This window comes from Micromonospora sp. DT4 (genome assembly GCF_049841675.1).
Classification (GTDB): domain Bacteria; phylum Actinomycetota; class Actinomycetes; order Mycobacteriales; family Micromonosporaceae; genus Micromonospora.
The window spans coordinates 1-3,742 of the sequence record NZ_JBNCKT010000222.1 but is presented as its reverse complement, the minus strand read 5'-3'; the positions used below and the strand labels follow the sequence as shown (position 1 = coordinate 3,742).

2 protein-coding genes and 1 pseudogene are annotated in these 3,742 nt (G+C 66.2%); 2 read left to right on the top strand and 1 reads right to left on the bottom strand.

What is annotated here, in order from left to right; translation table 11 throughout:
* Nucleotides 1–170: 170 nt before the first annotated feature.
* Together ACLQ24_RS28900 and ACLQ24_RS28895 are read left to right on the top strand one after the other, a co-directional pair.
* Nucleotides 171–902: a DUF4158 domain-containing protein gene (locus ACLQ24_RS28900; RefSeq protein WP_425894902.1), complete on the top strand. Its 732-nt coding sequence runs from the start codon at nucleotides 171–173 to the stop codon at nucleotides 900–902.
* Nucleotides 872–1,819, top strand: a pseudogene (locus ACLQ24_RS28895) (Tn3 family transposase); the annotation flags it as partial. The gene ACLQ24_RS28900 and the pseudogene ACLQ24_RS28895, both read left to right, overlap by 31 nt.
* 19 nt (nucleotides 1,820–1,838) lie before the next feature.
* Here ACLQ24_RS28895 and ACLQ24_RS28890 read toward each other — a convergent pair.
* The coding region (locus ACLQ24_RS28890) for a hypothetical protein (protein ID WP_425894901.1) at nucleotides 1,839–3,742 on the bottom strand (1,904 nt) is incomplete at its 5' end.

Genomic DNA, 3,742 nt, shown 5'->3' with positions numbered 1-3,742 from the left:
CCACGCCCGCGACATCACCCTGGAAATCCTCACCGGCATCTGCGCCGGCGTACACCACCCCGGCGGCGCCACCCTCGGGGTTGAGGAAGATCCGTCCAGGAATTAACGCTAAGGATGATCTTGGGGGTGGGGCAGCGAGCGCGTGGTGAGGGCACGTACGGTGTCCGGCTGTGCCCGTCGAGTTCCTATCTGATGATCAGGCCGCCGCGTACGAGCGGTTCGTTGGCGACCTCACCCGCTCGGAGTTGGAGGGCTTCTTCCTGCTAGACGGCACCGCGCTGGACCTGATCGCGAACAAGCGCGGGGCGCACAACCGGCTCGGGTTCGGGCTCCAGATCGGGACCGTGCGCTACCTGGGTCACTTCCTGACCGAGGACCCGCTGGATGTGCCCTGGTCAGCGGTGGAGTACATCGCCAGCCAGTTGGACATCGCGGACCCCTCGGTCATCAAGCGGTACACCGAGCGACAACCGACGGCGTACGAGCACTCGTGGGAGATCCGGGCCGCGTACGGGTACCGCGACTTCGCCGACCCGGGGGTACACGACCCGCTCGTGGAGTTCATGTCCGCCCGGGCCTGGATCCACGCCGAGGGCGCGGTGGCGCTGTTCGAGCAGGCCAAGGCGTGGCTGCGCCGCGAGCGGGTGCTGCTGCCAGGGGTCAGCGTGCTGGCGCGGCTGGTGGCCGCGGTGCGGGAGGAGACCGACCAGCGCATGTACCGCACCCTCGCGGAGGCAGCGGCCGGCGCCGACGTGGAGCTGCCGCTGCGGCTGCGCGATCTGCTGGAAGTGCCCGAGGGCAAGCGGTTCTCCGAACTGGAGCGGCTGCGCAAGGGTCCCCGGCGGGACTCCGGCCTCGCGATGAGCGGATGCTCGACGCCTACACCCACGTCGGCAGCCTGAACACCAGCATGGACCAGCTCCCCGTCACCGTGGCCGCGCTACTGGTCGCCGACGCCTGCAACGTCGGCCTGGTCCCGGTCACCCGCCCCGGCGACCCGGCCCTGTCTCGCGACCGGCTCTCCCACGTCGACCAGAACTACGTACGCGCCGACACGCACGCCGTCGCCAACGCCCGGCTGGTGGACTACCAGGCCCGCATCGGCATCACCGACTTGTGGGGCGGCGGTCTGGTCGCCTCCGTCGACGGGCTGCGCTTCCGGGTACCGGTGCAGACCATCCAGGCCGGCCCCAGCCCGAGGTTCTTCGGCTACAAACGCGGCATCACCTGGCTCAATGCGGTCAACGACCGGTTCGCCGGCCTCGGCGCGATCATCGTCACCGGCACCGTGCGCGACAGCCTCTACATCCTCGACACCCTGCTCAACCTCGACGCCGGACCCAAGCCGGAGATGGTGGCCACCGACACCGCCTCCTACTCCGACATCGTGTTCGGCCTGTTCCGGCTGCTGGGCTACCGGTTCTCCCCACGCATTGCCGACGTGGGCGGTACCGGCTTCTGGCGGGCGGACGTGCCCGGGCAGCCGGCCGGGGACTACGGGCCGCTTTCCGCGATCGCCCGCAGCAAGGTCAACCTGGACCGGATCGTCACGCACTGGCCGGACATGCTGCGGGTGGCCGGCTCCCTGATCACCAACCAGGTCCGCGCCTACGACCTGCTGCGGATGCTGGCCCGCGACGGGCACCCCACCCCACTCGGGCAGGCCCTGGCCGAGTACGGACGCATCCCGAAGACCCTGCACCTGCTCGCGATGGTCGACCCGGTCGACGAGACCTACCGGCGCACCGTGACCCGGCAGCTGAACATCGGCGAGTCCCGCCACGCCCTCGCGCGCAAGATCCTGCACGGGCACCGCGGCCTGGGTCGGCTGCCGCGTATTAGTTGAGATCATTTTTGTTGCAGTCGAAGATTGCGTTACTTAGTGTGATGAGTTGTGTATTTTTGTCGGGGTGCTGTGGTACGAGGTTGGCGATGGCGGTGACCCAGTCTTTCCGTTCGTTGGTGTTCAGTTGGGTGGAGTTTTTCGTGACGTGGTGCAGGGCGGCGGTTTCGCCTTCGCGGAACATGATGTCGACCGCTTCCATGGCGGCTTTGGCGCTGGTGGTGGGGTGTCCCGAGTCTTCGATGAGCGTGACGCGCTGGTCGACGGGGATGCCGCGGGCGTGGTCGTTGAGCAGGATCAGGTTGCGGTCGCTGGGGGTTTGCTGTTCTTGGTAGTCCAGGACGAGGGGGGCGCGTTCGGGGGTGCCGAGTTCACCGAGCAGTGGTCTGGTTTTGCGGAACCAGGCGTCTGGTTCGGTGGCCGTGATGATGGCGTCGAGTTCGCCGCGCGCGAGTTCGGTGCGCAGTGTGTCGCGGTACTCGGTCAAAAGGTCGAGTTTGGCTGCCCGGTCGGGGGTGAGTAGGAGTTTGGCGAGCGCGGGTGTCACCGGACGCGGGCGGATGTGGGCGGGAGTGGCGGCCGCCTTCTTGACCAGCGGCTTGGTGAAGCTTTCACCTCTGGTGATGGTGGTGGGGCCGTTGGTGATTAGCCAGATGTTGTCCAGATTCACGCTGGTCGTGGCATGGGTGCCCGTGGCGTTGCCCGGGACGCGGTGCAGGATGGTGACGCCGTAAGTCTGTGACATCTGCTTGAGCGGCGCCGAGGGGCTGTCGGTGGCGATGACCAGGGGCTGTTGCTGCTTCAACGCGAACTGCTGCACCAGACGCCGCAGGTCCCGCAGATCATCCCCGCGCCCCTGCTCGTCAAGAGCCGGGCGCAGCATGATGACCGGAGCCGTCACAGCGGCCCCGAGCACCGTCTTGCACATGCGCGCCAGCAGCCTTTTCGTCTTCGCCGCGGCCGACCCCTGCGGCTCGGGACCCACCCAGTACAGGACCGACCCGCCCGCTTCCGCTTCCCGCACGACACCCGGCGGCAGGATGACCGACTCCCTCACCACCGCCACACCAGAGCCTGACGCACCCTCCCACGGCAAGGGCCGACGACCCACAGCCAGATTGGCGACCTTCTGTGTTGTGGCGGACACCGACCGCAACTCCCCACCGGCAGCCCCCTTTGGGCGGCCAAGAACGGCCGGCTTGGTGGCCTTCTGTGTTGTGGCGGACACCGACCGCGACTCCCCACCGGCCGCCCCCTTTGGGTGCACAAGAAAGGTCTTGTCGCCCCGAGACTCCGTCTGCAACCCACGGGCGTTCAGAGCCTGAGCGATCATCCCCTGCGGATCCACACGCCCCTGGTAGATGAGAGCACCCATCCGTCTGCCGAAATCAATGACGTCCCCCGTTTCCGGGAGCGTGACCCGGGTGTCGTATGCAGGGATCTTTCCCGCCCTTGTGGAGTCGCCTTTGCACCAGACGTCATAAGCGGCGAACGTCTCCTTGTCCTTCTCTGCCTTCTCGGCAACAGTGACAAACATGCTCTTGTCTCGGGGGATTCGAATCTTGTTGCGGTTGACCTCCGGCTGGAAACCGCTCTCGTTTAGAACATCGAAGAGTCTCTGATGAAACAAAAATCCCATTTGCCGCAAAACCTGAAATGTTTGCCCGACGGGGTGAACCTTCCCCCCGGCACCCTTCACCTCTTCTGCTTCGGCGGGAATTTTGCCCCAGTTCTTGCCATCTGGCCCCACCCAAATCCGAATCCCCGCGATCCGCTCCTGACTTTCCTCTTTCTGCTTGTCCGATAGCTTCCGGGGCTTCGGTGGCGGCTCCCCGGGTACCCTAAAGCCATCAAATTTCGATGTGTCGCCCTCATTCAGGTAGATGACCTCGAAGCCGC